The 18041-nt window shown below is 51.8% G+C and carries 16 protein-coding genes and 3 pseudogenes; 9 read left to right on the forward strand and 10 right to left on the reverse strand.

Annotation, left to right across the window (positions count from 1 at the left end):
- Positions 1–7: 7 nt before the first annotated feature.
- Positions 8–133: pseudogene (locus LY264_RS03995) on the forward strand (type IV pili twitching motility protein PilT); the annotation flags it as partial.
- 711 nt (positions 134–844) lie between these two features.
- Entirely contained in the window at positions 845–1264 is a 420-nt protein-coding gene (locus tag LY264_RS04005; protein WP_048225501.1) for a DUF3828 domain-containing protein, read from the forward strand.
- Positions 1265–1269: 5 nt separating this feature from the next.
- On the opposite strand, the pseudogene LY264_RS04010 reads toward LY264_RS04005, so the two are convergent.
- A pseudogene (locus LY264_RS04010) lies at positions 1270–1440 on the reverse strand (YggS family pyridoxal phosphate enzyme); the annotation flags it as partial.
- Positions 1441–1457: 17 nt separating this feature from the next.
- On the opposite strand from LY264_RS04010, the gene LY264_RS04015 reads away from it, so the two are divergent.
- Positions 1458–2438 (forward strand): type IV pilus twitching motility protein PilT, encoded by a 981-nt coding sequence (locus tag LY264_RS04015; RefSeq protein WP_048225499.1) that lies wholly within the window; start codon positions 1458–1460, stop codon positions 2436–2438.
- Here LY264_RS04015 and ruvX read toward each other — a convergent pair.
- From ruvX to metK, 8 genes are all read right to left on the reverse strand, one after another.
- On the reverse strand, positions 2435–2851 hold the full coding sequence (ruvX, locus tag LY264_RS04020; protein WP_003825428.1) for a Holliday junction resolvase RuvX: 417 nt from the start codon (positions 2849–2851) through the stop codon (positions 2435–2437). The two genes, LY264_RS04015 and ruvX, sit on opposite strands and share 4 nt — an antisense overlap.
- A complete protein-coding gene (locus tag LY264_RS04025) occupies positions 2851–3414 on the reverse strand; it encodes a YqgE/AlgH family protein (protein ID WP_003027086.1) in 564 nt (187 codons plus the stop codon). The genes ruvX and LY264_RS04025 overlap by 1 nt, the downstream gene beginning before the upstream one ends.
- A gap of 176 nt (positions 3415–3590) precedes the next feature.
- Positions 3591–4538, reverse strand: coding sequence for a glutathione synthase (gene gshB, locus LY264_RS04030; protein WP_071692617.1), 948 nt, complete (start codon positions 4536–4538; stop codon positions 3591–3593).
- A gap of 19 nt (positions 4539–4557) precedes the next feature.
- Positions 4558–5289, reverse strand: a complete 732-nt coding sequence (gene rsmE, locus LY264_RS04035; RefSeq protein WP_008785768.1) for a 16S rRNA (uracil(1498)-N(3))-methyltransferase — start codon at positions 5287–5289, stop codon at positions 4558–4560.
- 74 nt (positions 5290–5363) lie between these two features.
- Complete coding sequence (endA, locus tag LY264_RS04040; RefSeq protein ID WP_008785767.1) at positions 5364–6071, reverse strand: deoxyribonuclease I; 708 nt, start codon at positions 6069–6071, stop codon at positions 5364–5366.
- 94 nt (positions 6072–6165) lie between these two features.
- The gene (locus LY264_RS04045) at positions 6166–6663 is read right to left on the reverse strand and encodes a SprT family zinc-dependent metalloprotease (protein ID WP_003825440.1); all 498 of its coding nucleotides are present in this window, start codon (positions 6661–6663) and stop codon (positions 6166–6168) included.
- 76 nt (positions 6664–6739) lie between these two features.
- Entirely contained in the window at positions 6740–8134 is a 1395-nt protein-coding gene (galP, locus tag LY264_RS04050; protein WP_008785766.1) for a galactose/proton symporter, read from the reverse strand.
- A gap of 398 nt (positions 8135–8532) precedes the next feature.
- Complete coding sequence (gene metK / locus LY264_RS04055; protein WP_020996311.1) at positions 8533–9687, reverse strand: methionine adenosyltransferase; 1155 nt, start codon at positions 9685–9687, stop codon at positions 8533–8535.
- 418 nt (positions 9688–10105) lie between these two features.
- Between metK and LY264_RS25915 the strand changes: the two are divergent.
- The 5 genes and pseudogenes from LY264_RS25915 to speB form a co-directional block, all read left to right on the forward strand.
- Positions 10106–10207: pseudogene (locus LY264_RS25915) on the forward strand (hypothetical protein); the annotation flags it as partial.
- Between the two features lie 258 nt (positions 10208–10465).
- The gene (gene yqgB / locus LY264_RS04060; RefSeq protein WP_071692618.1) at positions 10466–10612 is read left to right on the forward strand and encodes an acid stress response protein YqgB; all 147 of its coding nucleotides are present in this window, start codon (positions 10466–10468) and stop codon (positions 10610–10612) included.
- Positions 10605–12581: a biosynthetic arginine decarboxylase gene (gene speA, locus LY264_RS04065; RefSeq protein ID WP_071692619.1), complete on the forward strand. Its 1977-nt coding sequence runs from the start codon at positions 10605–10607 to the stop codon at positions 12579–12581. Before yqgB ends, speA begins: the two co-directional genes overlap by 8 nt.
- A gap of 152 nt (positions 12582–12733) precedes the next feature.
- Positions 12734–13465 carry a hypothetical protein gene (locus tag LY264_RS04070; protein WP_048225489.1) on the forward strand — a complete coding sequence of 244 codons (732 nt, stop codon included), beginning with the start codon at positions 12734–12736 and terminating at the stop codon, positions 13463–13465.
- 131 nt (positions 13466–13596) lie between these two features.
- Positions 13597–14517, forward strand: coding sequence for an agmatinase (gene speB, locus LY264_RS04075; RefSeq protein ID WP_071692620.1), 921 nt, complete (start codon positions 13597–13599; stop codon positions 14515–14517).
- A 186-nt stretch (positions 14518–14703) separates the two neighbouring features.
- Here the strand turns inward: speB and loiP are convergent, their stop codons facing one another.
- Entirely contained in the window at positions 14704–15462 is a 759-nt protein-coding gene (gene loiP, locus LY264_RS04080) for a metalloprotease LoiP (protein ID WP_048225486.1), read from the reverse strand.
- Between the two features lie 279 nt (positions 15463–15741).
- Between loiP and tkt the strand changes: the two genes are divergently transcribed.
- The gene (gene tkt, locus LY264_RS04085; RefSeq protein ID WP_048215577.1) at positions 15742–17733 is read left to right on the forward strand and encodes a transketolase; all 1992 of its coding nucleotides are present in this window, start codon (positions 15742–15744) and stop codon (positions 17731–17733) included.
- The last annotated feature ends 308 nt before the right edge of the window (positions 17734–18041 follow it).

An 18041-nucleotide genomic window follows, 5' to 3' on the forward strand; every position in this document is an offset into this window, starting at 1 on the left:
TGTTCATATGAATATGGAAGAAATAGTGGCCCTTAGTGTAAAGCATAACGTGTCGGATCTACACCTGTGCAATGCATGGCCTGCGCGCTGGCGCATACGTGGAAAAGTCGAAATCGCACCATTTACTACACCTGGTGGGACTGTGGATGTGCTGAGTACAAAATGTGAGTCTGTAGGAAGATGTAAACAGATTTAACAAATAGAATTTTTAATTCGTTTTTATTTAGCTCAAGTTCGCTTTAATTTAAAGGTTTAAAGTAATAAAAACAGGTGTGAAATTATATCTCTAATAAAATTAAGCTATTACTTAATTGGTGGGGTGAATATTGTTGCTTATTTTATAACTAAACGATAATACACATTGCAAATATAAGTTTGGGACATGGTGATGATGTCAATAAATGGAGTTGGAAGCATTTAATGTTCATGTTAATGGTTCGCTTTGTGATATTTAATATTCTTCATTTATAAATGAGGTGTTGTAAATTTGGAATAAGGAAGCCGCTATAAATTTTGTTAGACATAATGCTCATCCACACGCTACGGGTTATTGTGCCAGGGCAGTAACAGCAGCTATCGAACATGGCGGCGTATCATTACATCATGATAATGCTAAAAATATGGGTAAATATTTAGTATTAGCTGGTTTTCGTGAAGTATATGGGAATCCTATAAAAGGTGATGTTGCTATAATCCAACCATATACTGGAGGAAATACAGCAGGTCATATGGCGATTTTTGATGGGCATTACTGGTGGTCAGATTTCAAGCAGGAACATGGCGTGTACCCCGGGCCTGGTTATCGTAAAAGTCAGCCTTCGTATAAATTATATAGGCACAACTGATGAAGCGATTAATATTATTTACTTTTCTATTCTCATCATTTGCTATGGCAGAAATAGTTCCTGCTGATATGCAAGCATTAAAATTCAATGCCTGGTATATAAAGCAGATTGCTCATAATATCATTCCAGTTGCAGATAACCCGACGGCATTAGAGCCTTTTGTTAGTATTGATACATTGAATGAATTAAAACAAGCTTATATGAACAATGAGCTTGAAGAGGATTATTTTCTAAAGGTTCAGGATTTTGCAAATGAAGACTGGAGTAAGCATATTAGTATTGATCTAACTATAACTGATCCTATTTGTACCAATGTCTATTTAACATTTGGAACAGGTGAGTCATCTCAAAAAGTCATTGACTGCATGGTAGAAGAAAATGGTGTATGGAAAATCAAGAGCGTGGCTACTCGCCATTAGTTATTGTTTTCACCAATTGAAAATAATCCTGCGGTAATGGCTTCTTCGATGGCGCTCGCAGGTTTGGTTTTACTGACTGCAAGCAACGTAACTTCTTCTGAAGACCGCCCGCAACGCGTCGCGGCGGCTGAGATTTTGTCCCGGACATGTGCCAGGTTATGCGCGATATCGTTTATTTTCCGAGGATGTTCATATGAATATGGAAGAAATAGTGGCCCTTAGTGTAAAGCATAACGTGTCGGATCTACACCTGTGCAATGCATGGCCTGCGCGCTGGCGCATACGTGGAAAAGTCGAAATCGCACCCTTTACTACGCCTGACGTGGAGAATCTGCTGATGTGCTGGCTCAGTGAGCAACAACAGGTACAGTGGCAGGAACAGGGGCAGATTGATTTTGCTATTGCGCTGGCAGGTTCCCAGCGGCTGCGCGCCAGTGCTTTTGTTCATCAACAGGGAACCTCACTGGCGCTAAGATTGCTCCCGCTTGATTGTCCACGTTTAGACGATCTCCAGACCCCTGACGTCATACCTGAACTGCTGCGCAGTGAAAATGGGTTAATTCTGGTGACAGGCGCTACCGGTAGCGGTAAATCAACGACCCTGGCGGCGATGGTTGAGTACCTTAATCAGCAAGTTGCTGGGCATATTCTGACGCTGGAAGACCCGATTGAATATCGCTACACCAGCCAGCGTTGTCTTATTCAACAACGGGAGGTGGGCGTGCACTGCGCTTCTTTTGCCGCTGGTTTACGCGGCGCGCTGCGTGAAGATCCCGACGTCATTTTGCTGGGCGAGCTACGCGACGTGGAAACCATTCGTCTGGCGTTAACGGCAGCGGAAACTGGGCATCTGGTGCTGGCAACGTTACATACGCGAGGGGCGGCGCAGGCCATCGCGCGGCTGGTGGACACCTTTTCGGCAACAGAGAAAGAGCCGGTGCGTAACCAACTGGCAGATAGCCTGAGGGCGGTACTTTCGCAAAAGCTGGAGGAAGATAAACAGGGAGGGCGCGTGGCGCTATTTGAGCTGCTCGTCAACACGCCAGCCGTGGGCAATTTGATTCGTGAAGGGAAAACGCATCAGCTACCCGGCGTAATTCAAACCGGGCAGCAGACAGGTATGCAGACATTTGCACAAAGTCAGCAGCAGCGTCAGGCGCAAGGACGGATTTAGTAACCCTGCTCGAAATAGCTTTCGAGAATAATAACGGCAGAAGCGGAGTCCACTTTGCCTTTATTCAACGCCCGGTATCCGCCTTGTTCGAACAGGCCGGAGCGGGCCTCGACGGTGCTCAAGCGTTCATCGTGCAGCGTTACGGTTACGCCAAAGCGACCGTGAATACGGTTAGCGAACTTACGCGCGCGCGCGGTAAGGGGCTGTTCTGTGCCATCCATGTTGAGTGGTAGGCCGACAATGATTTCATCCGGCTGCCATTCTTTCAGCAGGCGTTCAATCAAACTCCAGTCTGGCGTACCGTCCTGCGCTTTAATGGCGGGCAACGGTCTCGCCGTACCGGTAATGCGCTGACCAACAGCAACACCAATACTTTTCGTACCAAAATCAAAAGAGAGTAATGTTCCGCTCATCAGGCATGTCCCGCCACGCCAGGCATGGTCTGAATATCTATCCCGATAAGCTTCGCCGCATCGCGCCAGCGGTCGGCAATCGGCGTTTTGAATAAGATGTTGAGGTCTGCGGGCGCCGTGAGCCAGGCGTTATCCAGTAGCTCTTGTTCCAGTTGACCTTTTTCCCATGATGAATAACCCAGCGCAACCAGCACTTCGGACGGTTGCTCCTGCGTACCCAGGGTTTCTAGTACATCGCGGGAGGTTGTGATGATGGTGTTATCTGAGATGCGAATACTGGAGGCAAAGCGTGACGGTGGAGTGTGGAGAATAAATCCACGGTCTTCCGCCAGCGGGCCGCCGAGCATCACTGGTTTATCCAGACGAATGGCCGGATCGCGTTCTTCTGGGGTAATCTTCAGCTTTTCCAGAATCCCTTCAATTTGTAAGTTTTCCAGAGGCTTATTAACGATAATCCCCATTGCTCCGTTCTCATTATGTTCACAGATGTACACCACGGAACGGCGGAAAATCGGATCCTGGAGAGCAGGCATGGCAATAAGAAAGTGATGCTGTAAATTCATTGTCAGAGGTTCTGTTTCCTGGTTCAAAAAAGCAACAGAGCCCAGTATGTGGGCAAAGCTCGAAGATGTCACCCTCTGAAGATAGCATTGCCGGATGACGGCTTCGCCTAATCCGGCCTGCGGGGTGTAATTTCAGGCCGGATAAGACGCGATGGCGTCGCTATCCGGCAACATATTTATTTCTGCAAACGCGCTTCAATGGCATCCATCAGCATACCGGTAATCGAAACCGGGAACTCCGCTTCAATTTCACGAATACAGGTTGGGCTGGTGACGTTAATTTCCGTCAGACGATCGCCAATGATATCCAGACCGACAAAAATCAAACCTTTCGCTTTCAGCGTTGGCCCAATGCGACGTGCAATTTCCCAGTCGCTGTCGGTCAATGGACGCGGCTCGCCACGACCGCCAGCGGCCAGGTTGCCACGGGTTTCGCCGCCCTGCGGAATACGCGCCAGGCAATAAGGAACGGGTTCGCCATCGACCACCAGGACGCGTTTATCGCCATCTTTAATTGCTGGCAGATAGTTCTGCGCCATGCAGTAGCGGGTACCGTGCTCGGTCAGCGTTTCAGCAATGACGCCAAGGTTCGGGTCGCCTTCCTTCACACGGAAAATAGATGCGCCGCCCATACCATCCAGCGGTTTGAGAATGATGTCGCTGTGTTTTTGCCAGAAGGCTTTCAGCTGCGCTTTGTTACGCGTGACCAGCGTTTCCGGCGTCAGGTCGGTAAACCATGCGGTGAACAGCTTTTCGTTGCAGTCGCGCAGGCTCTGCGGTTTGTTGACGATCAGCGTCCCTTTTTCTTCTGCACGTTCCAGAATATAGGTTGCGTAGATGAACTCGGTATCAAATGGCGGATCCTTACGCATCAGAATAACGTCCAGGTCTGCCAGCGGGAGATCCTGCTCGCTCTTGAACTCATACCATTTGTCGTAGTTCTGCTCTACGCTCAGGGTGCGCGTATGGGCGCGGGCTTCACCGTTGATCAGATAAAGATCGGCCATCTCCATATAATGAATTTCGTAACCGCGACGTTGCGCTTCCAGCAGCATAGCGAAGCTGGAATCTTTCTTGATGTTGATGCTTGCGATGGGATCCATCACGATGCCGAGCTTGATCATTTTCTTCTCCGTTTATGCCTTAGCCCAGATCGCCAAAACGCACCTGTAGCGCAGTAATGGCGGTGAGCGCGGTTGTCTCAGTACGCAGAACGCGAGGTCCTAACAGAATATCAGTAAACTGATAACGTGCGGTCATGGCAATTTCATCTGCCGACAACCCGCCTTCCGGGCCAATCAGCAAGCGGATGCGTTCCACCGGCAGCGGCAGCGTATTGATGCTGGCGCTGGCGCGCGGATGCAGGTTCAGTTTCAGACCTTCGTCCTGTTCCGCGCACCATGCTTCCAAATCCATTGCCGGGCGAATTTCGGGCACCCGGTTACGACCGCACTGTTCGCAGGCGGCAATGGCGATTTTCTGCCACTGCTGGAGCTTCTTGTTCAGGCGTTCACTGTCCAGTTTAACGCCGCAGCGCTCAGAAAAAAGTGGCGTAATGAGGCTTACACCCAGTTCGATCGATTTTTGGATAGTGAATTCCATTTTTTCACCGCGCGACATCACCTGACCCAGGTGGATGTGCAACGGCGACTCACGATCGTCGAGTTCAGCATTAAGTACCTTCACATCCACGCTTTTTTTACTGGCGTGGGTGATTTCAGCGTCGAATACCTGATTGCTGCCATCAAACAGCTGTAGCGCCTGGCCCGGTCCCATACGCAGCACGCGGCCGATATGGTTGGCTGCATCTTCACACAGTGAAATTTGGCTGCCGGAAGTGATTGGCTCAGGGTGATAAATGCGAGGAATGCGCATAGTTAAACATCCGCGTCATGGCCCTGGGCTGCGAAAGGCCAGGGCATGGTTAAAAATATTGACGCTAGTGTAGGTTAGCTCTTTTGCGCCTGGCAAGCGCGTTGCACATATGGGTTATGGTTCCCCTGTACCTTTGCAATGCGCTCGTCGCGCTCACACTCCCAGTCGGTGACCGGATATTGCTTATTCCAGGCGTTAAAAAGCTGAGTTTGCTGGCGGGAGAGCGTTAGATCGTACTGGTCGCGCATGTAAAAATAGGTACGAGCAATGGCACCGCGGGCGCGGGCTGGCGGCTCGGCAACTTTCTCTTTGAAGTCGACCTTCATGGCGCATTGCCCATACTGACCCTCGCCACCGTTCCACTGGCTGTACATGAAGTTAGCGCGATCGCCATTTACCTCACCCACAGCAGGTTGCAGGTTATGCATGTCGCTTTCCATTTTGCGATAGACCGGATCTTTGGCGCAGTTTTTACGCCCTCCGTCCTGCCAGCACTGACGCTGATGACCAAATTGCCAGGCGGGGACAACGTGCTCCCATTCAATTCGACTGGCGCGGTTTTCATTTTTTCGCACTTTATAGCCGCAGGATTCGAGGTCAACGACCCCTTTTTTGCCTTGCCAGTTAATTTTACAACCGCAGTAGAAATCGCCCGGCGCATCGGCGTTAACCTTGACGCCTGCTGCTTTTGCCTGAGAAAAACTGTTGATGCCTTCGGCTAAAACCGGGCCAGAAAACGCAGCGGCTAACAGGGCCGCAGCAAAAGAAAAATGACGGTACATCACAAACTCCGTGTCAAAACGAGCCCGCAACGTAGCGAAAGTTATTCCAGTATGCAATCAGTTAGGTCAGAAAAGTTCCTGATAATTCTGAAGATTATTCTGCAACCAGTGGTTCACCGCAGTGAACACAGCGGTAGGTGGCCTCACCGCGCACAACGCGGTTATGGCGGCGGACGGTCAGTTGGTGCTCCTGACACTTACAGCGGTAAGTAAAGGTCTTGCGCTGCACCGATTGCAGTTCAAACTGATGCGTGCGCCGGGCCGGTACGCCCAGAACGCTTTCCATCATCCATTTCCACTCTTTCCCGTGTGGCGGCACGCGCCCAAAGTGCTTCCACACCAGTAAATGCGCCAGTTCATGGGGTACCACTTCGTTAATGAATGCGTCGACGTTTTCCATCAGCAGGACGGGATTAAGGCGAATTTCATAGGTTTGTAGCCACGCAGTGCCCGCGGCGGTGCCGCGCTGTTGGTAAACCAGCTTTGGCTCCGGGTATTGGCGTTCGAGCTTGAGATTGGCCTGGGCGAGTTTTTCCCGCAGGCTACGCATAACGGCTTGCTGGATGGCGATAGGGAGACGGGAGGTTTTCATAACGCCAGAGGATAGTGCGACAGGGAAGGGACTGCAAGAGGAAGGCTTCCTCCGCAGGGGAGGAAGCCTTTGGTGATTAGTCGTGTGCGCCAATTTCGCGCAGTTTACGACCCTTCATCAGGTTACGCTCAATGTGTTCCAGAGAGACGTTTTTAGTTTCAGGGATCAGCCACAGAGTCAGGAAGATGAACAGTACGTTCAGGCCGCCGTATACCCAGAAGGTGTTGGCGCTGCCCAGCGAGTTCAGCATCGTCAGGAAGGTTGCGCCGACGATCATGTTGGCAATCCAGTTGGTTGCAGTAGAGCAGGTGATGCCGAAATCGCGGCCTTTCAGCGGCTGGATTTCAGAGCACAGTACCCAAATCAGCGGACCGGCGCTCATGGCAAAGCCAACGATAAACATCAGCAGCATCAGTACTGCGAAGTATTGTGCGGATGCCGAGTGAATCCCCACGTGCATCATTGTACCCAGCACGCCCATACCAACGGCCATCACGATAAAGCCAAGGATCAGCGTAGGCTTGCGGCCCCAACGGTCAACCAGGCCAATGGCGATAAAGGTTGCCAGCACGTTGGTCAGACCGACGATAACAGTCCCCCACATCTGCTCAGTGGTGTTGGTGTAGCCCGCCAGCTCAAAGATTTTCGGTGCGTAATACATGATGACGTTCATCCCGGTGAACTGCTGCATCACCTGCAACAGAACGCCAAGGAATACCGCACGACGGAAGTTGCTGTTTTCTTTAAACAGCGCCCAGCCACTCTGCTTTACCTGCAGACTTTCACGGATTTCATCCAGCTCGCGTTTGGCTTCTGCGCTGGTGTCACGCAGACGCAACAGGACGCGTTCGGCATCAACAAAACGACGTTTAGCTGCAAACCAACGTGGGCTGTCCGGCAGGAAGATAACGCCAACCAGCAGCAGCAGGGCAGGGATGATGATTACACCCAGCATCCAGCGCCATGCGCCGCTGTAGCTAAACGCTGTATCGGAAAGATACGCGCCCAAAATACCGATGGTGATCATCAGCTGATACATAGAGATCATGCTGCCACGAATCTTTTCCGGGGCAATTTCAGACAGGTACAGCGGCGCGGTATAAGACGCAACACCTACAGCCAGGCCGAGCAGCACGCGGGAAACCAGCAGGACTTCAACGTTTGGCGCAGCGGCGGAGAACAGTGAACCCGCAACAAACAAGATCGCACCGATCATCAGGCTTTTTTTGCGTCCCAGTTTGAAGGAGAGCCAACCGCTGCCGACAGCACCTACCGCCGCACCAAACATCATGGAGCTCACCACCCATTCCTGAGTGTGCGGGGTAATTTGAAACTCGTCGGTGATGAACGGTAAAGCACCGGCAATAACACCGATATCCAGGCCAAAAAGTAATCCAGCCAGGGCAGCCAGAAAGCAGACAAAAAATGTCATGGCTTTGTTGGAACGCCCCGTTTTTTTATTGTCAGGCATGATGCCCTCCGGTTGGGTAGCTAGTTTTGTTGATGTTAAGGGTAGGTGAGTACGGGGTAAAAAAATGCGAATCACATCACATTAGTGTAATCGCTTACACTGTCATTCATGCGGCTTATTAGTTAACTAATTGAAAGTTAGTATTATTTATTGGGATTAAATAATGTTGGTCGTTTGAATTTAAGACAATGATGAAAGATAATGTAACAGTGATGCAAGTGTGCTGGCTAAGAGATGTTAATTCAAGGTAGAGGGAAATATGGTGTGATGTAATCGCTTTCATTTTCATTTAAAGCAATAGTAATCATCGCGGTTTGGTGATGGATGTGGGAGAGGAAATAGGTATAAAAAAAGACCAGCGCGAGGCTGGTCTTCATAAGCGTTAAGTGTGGTTTAAATTACTTCAGACCGGCAGCGTCGCGCAGCAACTGTGCTTTGTCGGTTTTTTCCCATGGGAAATGTTCGCGACCAAAGTGACCGTAAGCAGCGGTTTCTTTGTAAATCGGGTGCAGCAGATCCAGCATCTGAATCAGGCCATACGGGCGCAGGTCGAAGAACTCACGTACCAGCAGGGTCAACTGCTCTGAAGGCACTTTTTCAGTACCGAACGTTTCCACCATGATAGATGTCGGTTCTGCCACGCCGATTGCGTAGGAAACCTGAATCTCACAACGGTCAGCCAGGCCTGCGGCAACGATGTTTTTCGCTACGTAACGGGCTGCATAGGCTGCGGAACGGTCAACTTTAGACGGATCTTTACCAGAGAATGCACCGCCGCCGTGACGCGCCATGCCGCCGTAGGTATCAACGATGATTTTACGACCGGTCAGACCGCAGTCGCCCATCGGGCCGCCGATAACGAAACGACCAGTTGGGTTGATGAAGAATTTGGTCGAAGCGGTCAGCCATTCAGTCGGCAGTACCGGCTTGATGATCTCTTCCATAACGGCTTCTTGCAGCGATTTCTGGTCGATATCTTCAGAGTGCTGAGTAGACAGAACAACCGCATCAATACCGACGATTTTGCCGTCGTCATACTGGAAGGTTACCTGGCTTTTGGCATCCGGACGCAGCCAGGATAAGGTGCCGTTTTTACGCACTTCAGCCTGACGCTGCACCAGACGGTGAGCATAGGTAATAGGTGCTGGCATCAGCACGTCGGTTTCGTTGGTTGCATAACCAAACATCAGGCCCTGGTCGCCTGCGCCCTGTTCCAGCGGATCAGCACGGTCAACACCCTGGTTGATGTCCGGAGACTGTTTACCAATCGCGCTCAGTACCGCGCAAGAGTTGGCGTCAAAGCCCATGTCGGAATGCACATAGCCAATTTCGCGAACCGTGTTACGGGTGATCTCTTCGATATCAACCCATGCGCTGGTGGTGATCTCACCGCCAACTAAAACCATACCGGTTTTGACGTAGGTTTCGCAGGCAACGCGTGCTTTTGGATCCTGTTCCAGGATTGCATCCAGCACAGCATCAGAGATTTGGTCAGCGATTTTGTCAGGATGCCCTTCTGATACGGACTCGGACGTAAAAAGGTGTTTTGCCATATTTAATTTCACCTAAGGAGAATTTGGTTAGCTCAAACTGTCGAGTGGAATAGTCATGTGTAGAAGATTCTACCATGAGTCTGCAGATGACGGACACTGGCAGTCTGAGTGTTAATCGGTATAGATGGATTAACATCTGGACGGCTATTTTAGGACAGTTCTTCGCCTGATTTCCAGCTTTTTTTGATTGAGGTCGCATTGTACTGAAAATGTAACTGGAAATTTTTCCTGACGGTGCTGGCAATGTGCATATTTATCTTTTGCTTTTTGACTTTCTTATCGGTATAAAACGCGGCGCGCGGCTCATACAAAAGCACACGACGTTTTCATCGTGTTGCCACTTCCAGCCGGGTTAAAACTTTAGCTTTGGCTTGTGGGTTCGTTCCGTAAGGAGCAACCGTGGAGGTGATACGAGATAATGAACCGTTGTATTCTGCAGAATCTGTCGCACCGTTCTGGTGTACATATGTCCCCCGCAATCTGCATCTCTGCTTTGCATACCTGTCGATGTTATATACACAAAATCATTTATGCTGCGTCGAGGCGGCAAGTGAATGAGTCCCCTGAACGTACGAGTAGTACGTGACTGGGGCGAATGAGCGTAGCCAACAAAGAGGCTGCATGAAGGATGAAGTGTATACCCATCTCGGCGTATCTCAGGACTCAAGAGCCGGTAACGGTCACTAAGAACTGAACAAGGGCGCTCTTGGTAAACAAGAGTTTTCTCGTGGTTTCGCCGAACTGTCAGCATTAAGTTCGGTTACGTGTTTACATTGATATGAAAAAGAAACCGGTCGCACAGTCGGAGCGTCAGCACTATCTGCTGCAAATTCTGCCTGTATTTGGGTTGTTATCGCGTCTTCGGATTGCGATAGTAGTCAACTGTTTTACACTTGTTAATAAAATTGAGGTTCGCTATGTCTGACGACATTTCTTTGGGTTCGCCTTCGTCAGCAGGCGAACACGGTGTACTACGCTCCATGCAGGAGGTTGCAATGAGTTCCCAGGAAGCCAGCAAGATGCTGCGTACTTACAATATTGCCTGGTGGGGTAATAACTACTACGACGTCAATGAACTGGGTCACATTAGCGTGTGCCCGGATCCGGACGTACCCGAAGCGCGCGTTGACCTTGCTGAGTTGGTGAAAGCCCGTGAAGCGCAGGGCCAGCGTTTGCCTGCATTGTTCTGCTTCCCGCAGATCCTGCAACACCGTCTGCGTTCGATTAACGCCGCGTTTAAACGTGCCCGTGAATCTTACGGTTACAACGGTGACTATTTCCTCGTTTACCCGATCAAGGTCAACCAGCACCGTCGCGTGATTGAATCGCTGATCCACTCTGGCGAACCGCTGGGACTGGAAGCGGGTTCCAAAGCTGAACTGATGGCCGTTCTGGCCCATGCCGGAATGACCCGTAGCGTGATCGTGTGTAACGGTTATAAAGACCGCGAATATATCCGTCTGGCGCTGATTGGCGAGAAGATGGGCCATAAGGTCTATCTGGTCATCGAGAAGATGTCTGAAATTGCAATCGTGCTGGATGAAGCTGAACGCCTGAATGTCGTTCCGCGTCTGGGCGTGCGTGCGCGTCTGGCGTCGCAGGGCTCTGGCAAGTGGCAGTCTTCCGGCGGGGAAAAATCAAAATTCGGCCTGGCGGCAAACCAGGTGCTGCAGCTGGTCGAAATTCTGCGCGAGCGCGGTCGTCTGGACAGCATTCAGTTGCTGCACTTCCACCTTGGCTCGCAGATGGCGAACATTCGTGATATCGCCACCGGCGTACGTGAATCGGCGCGTTTCTACGTTGAGCTGCACAAGCTTGGCGTCAATATCCAGTGCTTCGACGTGGGCGGTGGTCTGGGCGTGGATTACGAAGGTACCCGTTCGCAGTCTGACTGTTCCGTAAACTACGGCCTGAACGAATACGCCAACAACATCATCTGGGCTATTGGCGACGCCTGCGAAGAACACGGTCTGCCGCATCCGACGGTAATCACCGAGTCTGGCCGCGCGGTTACCGCGCACCATACCGTGCTGGTATCAAACATTATCGGCGTTGAGCGTAGCGAACACACAGAAGCAACGCCTCCGGCTGATGATGCGCCGCGTGCTTTGCAAAGCATGTGGGAAACCTGGCAAGAAATGCATGAACCGGGAACCCGTCGTTCACTGCGTGAATGGCTGCACGACAGCCAGATGGATCTGCACGATATTCACGTTGGTTACTCTTCAGGTACCTTTAGCCTGCAAGAGCGCGCGTGGGCTGAGCAGCTTTATCTGAACATGTGCCATGAAGTGCAGAAACAACTCGACCCGAGCAACCGTGCGCACCGTCCGATTATCGACGAGCTGCAGGAGCGAATGGCGGATAAGATTTACGTCAACTTCTCGCTGTTCCAGTCGATGCCGGATGCGTGGGGGATCGATCAGCTGTTCCCGGTAATGCCGCTGGAAGGGTTGAACCAGGTGCCTGAACGCCGTGCGGTGCTGTTGGATATCACCTGCGACTCTGATGGTGCTATCGACCACTACGTTGACGGTGATGGCATCGCGACCACGATGCCGATGCCGGAATATGACCCGGAGAACCCGCCGATGCTGGGCTTCTTTATGGTGGGGGCGTACCAGGAGATCCTCGGCAACATGCACAACCTGTTTGGTGATACCGAAGCGGTTGACGTGTTCGTCTTCCCTGACGGCAGCGTAGAAGTGGAATTGTCCGACGAAGGGGATACTGTGGCGGATATGCTGCAGTACGTGCAGTTGGATCCGAATACCCTGCTGACGCAGTTCCGTGACCAGGTGAAAAACACCGATCTGGATACCGAGCTGCAGCAACAGTTCCTCGAAGAGTTTGAGGCCGGTCTGTACGGTTATACTTATCTCGAAGACGAGTAATTAAGACATATCTGCTTGAGGGCCGGCTTATTTATATAATCCGGCTCTTTTTTTATTGATGGAATCTGAAATATAGTCACAACCCTTTCTTTTATTTTTTAATACACCTACTGTTTCCGCTGTAATAAATCGGAAACAGAAAGGGAATCGAGATGAAGGGATTAAAGTGGAACGTCTTTTTTGCTGTGATTTTTTTACTTGCTGGTGGGTGTTCTGGGCCAGTACAGTATAGCAGAGCATCTTCGCCAGCTGTAGGCACGGCCTGGGGCGAAGAGGTTCGCTCAACGGTAACGGGCATATCGGTAGAACGTGCGGAGCGCGATCCTGCTGAAGTTATATTAATAAATTACTCCGCAAAGCATTCGACGGGTTACGATAGAGTATACAGCATACGCATTAGTGACTTGGAATATGCCGTTCGCGATGCTAATTTTAATTCCGTACCTATTACCCGTTTTTACAACTCATCAGTTGGCCAATGGCAATATAGGCTTCCTGCCAAAGTGGGGGCAAATTATCAATTATATGTGCGCAATTATAGCCGAGATACAAACTATGAAATCGTGGCGACAGTGGATGGGCTTGATGTACTTAACGGTAAACCTGGTTCGCTGAATAATAGCGGCTATATTGTTAATGCAGGAGATTCACTGGCAATCAAAGGGTTCAGAAAAGACAAGCATACTGAAGCGGCATTTCAGTTTTCCGATGTTTCTGACGCCTACGCCGCTAACTCTGCACAGGGAGACGTGCGCAACATTGGAGTGATTGGTTTTGCCGCCTTTGCTTTGCAGGGGCCGGCCGTCAAAACACTCCCGCCTTGCTCCGCGCAAGCCTTCCCGGCGGACAGTAATGGTTACGCCCCGCCGCCATGTCGTCAATAACGCGCTGCTTGAAGCGGGGAAGTTTTAAGGCGATAATTGCACAAAATGTGTTTTAAAAAATCTAACCCTTCCTCGTCGGGCCTAACGACGCGGAAGGGTTTTTTTATACCGACGAATATGAGGTTTTTGCCATGAGCACCTTAGGTCATCAATACGACAACTCCCTGGTTTCTAACGCCTTTGGTTTTTTACGTCTGCCGATGAACTTCATGCCGTACGACAGCGACGCCGACTGGGTGATCACCGGTGTACCGTTTGATATGGCAACGTCTGGCCGCGCGGGCGGGCGTCATGGTCCGGCGGCGATCCGTCAGGTTTCCACTAACCTGGCGTGGGAGCATAACCGCTTCCCGTGGAACTTCGATATGCGCGAGCGCCTGAACGTGGTGGACTGCGGCGATCTGGTTTATGCCTTCGGTGATGCGCGTGAAATGAGTGAAAAACTGCAGGCGCATGCTGAGAAGCTGCTTTCTGCCGGTAAGCGCATGCTCTCCTTCGGCGGCGACCACTTCGTCACGCTGCCGCTGCTGCGCGCGTACGCTAAGCATTTTGGTAAAATGGCGCTGGTGCACTTTGATGCCCACACCGACACCTACGCTAACGGCTGTGAATTCGACCACGGCACCATGTTCTACACTGCGCCGAACGAAGGTCTGATCGATCCGAATCACTCAGTGCAGATTGGTATCCGTACCGAGTTCGACAAAGATAACGGCTTTACCGTGTTGGATGCCTGCCAGGTGAACGATCGCGGCGTAGATGACATCATCGCCCAGGTTAAGCAGATTGTCGGTGATATGCCGGTGTATCTGACCTTTGATATCGACTGCCTGGATCCGGCGTTTGCTCCGGGTACCGGTACGCCGGTCATCGGCGGTCTGACGTCTGACCGCGCGATCAAGCTGGTACGTGGTCTGAAAGATCTGAACATCGTCGGGATGGACGTCGTTGAAGTGGCTCCGGCCTACGATCAGTCTGAGATCACCGCGCTGGCGGCGGCTACACTGGCTCTGGAAATGCTGTATATTCAGGCGGCGAAGAAAGGCGAATAATAGTCGGACTATTTTACTCGTCATTTTGGGGCCGGGCAGTGCTCGCCATCCTCACGTACTACGTGTACGCTCCGGTGGCTGTGCGCTGGCCGGGCCCAAACTGACTTCGCCAATTACGTCCGATAATGGGATGAAATCTGTAGGCCGGATAAGGCGTTCACGCCGCCATCCGGCAGTGTTCAAGGGTTATTTGATCCCGTCTGCGCTCATGCGATCGCGAATATGTTGCGCACGTTCTGCGGATGCCGGGTGATCGTCAAACATTGAGCTTTGACGTCCAGCTTCCAGTTTGGCCAGTTTCTCAAAGCTGGTGGCTAAACCTGCCGGATTGATCCCGCGTTTGCGCAACAAATCATACGAGTAATCATCCGCCTCGGATTCCTGACGCTGGGAGAACTGCGAGTTCACCAGTTTCTCGCCAAGATCGCCCAATTGCGACTGCGACAGGCTGCCGACAATGCCGCCAGCGGATGCCGCCGCTGCACGTACGGCGTTGGTACCCAGCGCAACCTGCATACCTTTTTTCACGTGACCCAGCGCGACGTGGCCCATTTCATGGCCGATCACCGCTTCGACTTCGTTGTCGGTCATCATATCCATCAGGCCGCTGTACACGCGGATACAGCCGTTAGCCATGGCAAAGGCATTCACATCTTTCGCCATATAGACTTTGTAGTTCACCGGCTGGCCGTTAATGTTATCGCCAAGCGCGGCGGCGATTTTGCCAAGACGCGTTGCGTACTCGCTGCTGGTCGGGGCGATAGTAGCCTTGCTGTCCATATCTTTACAGGCCTGATCGCTCAGCGCTTTTACCTGAGCATCGCTCAGACTGTAGGCCTGAAAAGCCTCCGCGCCAGAAGAAAGCAGTCCGTTGGAGTCCATGTTCTGGCAGCCGGTCAATGCCGCAGCCATGCTCGTAGCAAGCAGTAAAGCGCGAATTTTCATTTTTTCTCTTCCGCACAAAGTCAGGATTATTCTAAAAATTACGTCGTTTGCAGGTGAACCGACGCTCGGCCTAAGTATAAAGAAAAGAACAATACGCGGGCGAGAAGATTGCGCAACTTGCGCGCATGATCCAGAGATTTCTGAAGCGGCAAAAGGATGCTCCATGTACATGACACGCGGCTTGGGTTACATTGTTGGCACTTTTTTCCGGCGTAGCCCAAAACGCGCTGTCGTCAAGTCGTTAAGGGCTCAGCCTTCATTATCCGATCTGGAGTCAAAATGTCCTCACGTAAAGAGCTTGCCAATGCTATTCGTGCGCTGAGCATGGACGCAGTACAGAAAGCCAAATCCGGTCACCCGGGTGCCCCGATGGGTATGGCTGACATTGCCGAAGTCCTGTGGCGTGATTTCCTGAACCACAACCCGACTAACCCGTCCTGGGCTGACCGTGACCGCTTCGTGCTGTCCAACGGTCACGGCTCCATGCTGATTTATAGCCTGCTGCACCTCACCGGCTACGATCTGCCGATGTCCGAGCTGCAGAACTTCCGTCAGCTGCACTCCAAAACTCCGGGTCACCCGGAAGTGGGTTACACCGCCGGTGTTGAAACCACTACAGGTCCTCTGGGTCAGGGTATTGCGAATGCAGTGGGTATGGCTATCGCTGAAAAAACGCTGGCGGCGCAGTTTAACCGTCCAGGTCACGACATCGTTGACCACTTCACCTATGCTTTCATGGGCGACGGCTGCATGATGGAAGGTATCTCTCACGAGGTATGTTCCCTGGCCGGTACGCTGAAGCTGGGTAAACTGGTTGCGTTCTACGATGACAACGGCATCTCTATCGATGGCCACGTTGAAGGCTGGTTCACCGATGACACCGCGAAGCGTTTTGAAGCTTACGGCTGGCATGTGGTCCGTGGCGTTGATGGCCACGATGCTGACGCCATTAAACGCGCAGTTGAAGAAGCACGCGCAGTAACCGACAAACCGTCCCTGCTGATGTGCAAAACCATCATCGGTTTCGGTTCTCCGAACAAAGCGGGTACTCACGACTCTCACGGTGCACCGCTGGGCGATGCAGAAATCGCACTGACCCGTGAACAGCTGGGCTGGAAATACGCGCCGTTCGAAATCCCGTCTGAAATCTACGCGCAGTGGGATGCGAAAGAAGCCGGTCAGGCAAAAGAAGCTGCATGGAACGAGAAGTTCGCTGCTTATGCGAAAGCCTTCCCGCAGGAAGCGGCTGAATTCACCCGTCGTATGAAGGGTGAAATGCCGTCTGACTTCGACGCAAAAGCGAACGAGTTCATTGCTAAGCTGCAGGCTAATCCGGCGAAAATCGCCAGCCGTAAAGCTTCTCAGAACGCGATTGAAGCCTTCGGTCCTTTGCTGCCTGAATTCCTCGGCGGCTCCGCTGACCTGGCACCGTCTAACCTGACGCTGTGGTCTGGTTCGAAAGCGATTAACGAAGATACTGCCGGTAACTACATCCATTACGGTGTGCGTGAATTCGGTATGACCGCTATCGCGAACGGTATCTCCCTGCACGGTGGTTTCCTGCCGTACACCTCCACCTTCCTGATGTTTGTGGAATATGCCCGTAACGCGGTGCGTATGGCTGCGCTGATGAAACAGCGTCAGGTCATGGTCTACACCCACGACTCCATCGGTCTGGGCGAAGACGGCCCGACTCACCAGCCGGTAGAGCAGGTTGCTTCTCTGCGAGTGACCCCGAACATGAGCACATGGCGTCCGTGTGACCAGGTTGAATCCGCCGTTGCGTGGAAATACGGTGTTGAGCGTCAGGACGGCCCGACCGCGCTGATCCTCTCCCGCCAGAACCTGGCACAGCAGGAGCGTACCGAAGAGCAACTGGCAAACATCGCTCGCGGTGGTTACGTGCTGAAAGACTGCGACGGTCAGCCGGAACTGATCTTCATCGCTACCGGTTCTGAAGTTGAGCTGGCTGTGGCTGCGTGGGACAAACTGACTGCCGAAGGCGTGAAGGCTCGCGTGGTTTCCATGCCGTCTACCGACGCGTTCGACAAGCAGGATGCCGCTTACCGTGAGTCTGTGCTGCCGAAAGCGGTTTCCGCTCGCGTTGCAGTGGAAGCAGGTATCGCTGACTACTGGTTCAAATACGTGGGCCTGAACGGCGCAATCGTCGGTATGACCACCTTTGGTGAGTCTGCTCCGGCAGAGCTGCTGTTTGAAGAGTTCGGCTTCACCGTAGACAACGTTGTCGCGAAAGCAAAAGAACTGCTGTAATTTCGATTACAGGTGAAAACGGGTCGCTCAGGCGGCCCGTTTTTTTTTGCTTTTCCGGAACGCGCCGCGCGTTGCGCAATCGCACGGCTCAGTCTGCTATCCAGACCGTCTGCGGCATCATTGAAGGGCTCCGGGACTCGGACCTCGCGCTGGTGATTAGATGCAGGTCAGGGGGCTTTCTGATTTAAATCAGGGTGTGTAACACGACAATGAAATAATTTTGCTACGGTTATTCGTCATTCTGGAATATGGAATAAATTTAGCGTTGAAGGGCGTTAAAATGTGACGCAAGTCAGATAACTGTGTTC

The organism is Citrobacter portucalensis (assembly GCF_023374935.1).
GTDB classification, from domain to species: domain Bacteria; phylum Pseudomonadota; class Gammaproteobacteria; order Enterobacterales; family Enterobacteriaceae; genus Citrobacter; species Citrobacter portucalensis.

Bases quoted from the DNA above. Each gene is read 5' to 3' on its own strand.
- LY264_RS04005 (WP_048225501.1), top strand. From the start codon at position 845: ATGAAGCGATTAATATTATTTACTTTTCTATTCTCATCATTTGCTATG.
- LY264_RS04070 (WP_048225489.1), top strand. From the start codon at position 12,734: ATGAAGGGATTAAAGTGGAACGTCTTTTTTGCTGTGATTTTTTTACTT.
- galP (WP_008785766.1), bottom strand. From the start codon at position 8,134: ATGCCTGACAATAAAAAAACGGGGCGTTCCAACAAAGCCATGACATTT.
- yqgB (WP_071692618.1), top strand. From the start codon at position 10,466: ATGAAAAAGAAACCGGTCGCACAGTCGGAGCGTCAGCACTATCTGCTG.
- speB (WP_071692620.1), top strand. From the start codon at position 13,597: ATGAGCACCTTAGGTCATCAATACGACAACTCCCTGGTTTCTAACGCC.
- metK (WP_020996311.1), bottom strand. From the start codon at position 9,687: ATGGCAAAACACCTTTTTACGTCCGAGTCCGTATCAGAAGGGCATCCT.
- ruvX (WP_003825428.1), bottom strand. From the start codon at position 2,851: ATGAGCGGAACATTACTCTCTTTTGATTTTGGTACGAAAAGTATTGGT.
- LY264_RS04045 (WP_003825440.1), bottom strand. From the start codon at position 6,663: ATGAAAACCTCCCGTCTCCCTATCGCCATCCAGCAAGCCGTTATGCGT.
- tkt (WP_048215577.1), top strand. From the start codon at position 15,742: ATGTCCTCACGTAAAGAGCTTGCCAATGCTATTCGTGCGCTGAGCATG.
- LY264_RS04025 (WP_003027086.1), bottom strand. From the start codon at position 3,414: ATGAATTTACAGCATCACTTTCTTATTGCCATGCCTGCTCTCCAGGAT.
- loiP (WP_048225486.1), bottom strand. From the start codon at position 15,462: ATGAAAATTCGCGCTTTACTGCTTGCTACGAGCATGGCTGCGGCATTG.
- gshB (WP_071692617.1), bottom strand. From the start codon at position 4,538: ATGATCAAGCTCGGCATCGTGATGGATCCCATCGCAAGCATCAACATC.
- speA (WP_071692619.1), top strand. From the start codon at position 10,605: ATGTCTGACGACATTTCTTTGGGTTCGCCTTCGTCAGCAGGCGAACAC.
- LY264_RS04015 (WP_048225499.1), top strand. From the start codon at position 1,458: ATGAATATGGAAGAAATAGTGGCCCTTAGTGTAAAGCATAACGTGTCG.
- endA (WP_008785767.1), bottom strand. From the start codon at position 6,071: ATGTACCGTCATTTTTCTTTTGCTGCGGCCCTGTTAGCCGCTGCGTTT.
- rsmE (WP_008785768.1), bottom strand. From the start codon at position 5,289: ATGCGCATTCCTCGCATTTATCACCCTGAGCCAATCACTTCCGGCAGC.